The 289-nt window shown below is 48.4% G+C and carries 1 protein-coding gene; it reads right to left on the reverse strand.

The window, feature by feature from the left end; genetic code table 11:
• The coding region (locus tag AC6UDG_RS07550) for an amino acid kinase family protein (protein WP_500706967.1) at window positions 1-289 on the reverse strand (289 nt) is incomplete at both ends.

Below are 289 nucleotides of genomic sequence, written 5' to 3' on the forward strand. Positions count from 1 at the left end.
TTCCATCGAACCCTTACCAAACTGACGTTGTTTTAGATACATGTCCAGTTCGTCAAGCGACACGTATCCCAGTTCTCTTTGATTTGGTTTACCGAAATTAATGGCCGCCTGGTCAATGCCAGTCAGGATAATTAACTGATCAGCATTGACCATTTGTCCGATTAACGAAGCCGTAAAGTCTTTATCAATCACGGCTTCCACGCCCTTGACATCACCGTCATCGGTCATGACGACCGGAACGCCTCCGCCTCCACCAGCAATGACAGTGAACCCACTGTCAACCAGGGTG

It is taken from the genome of Fructilactobacillus sp. X2R1C1 (genome assembly GCF_059901435.1).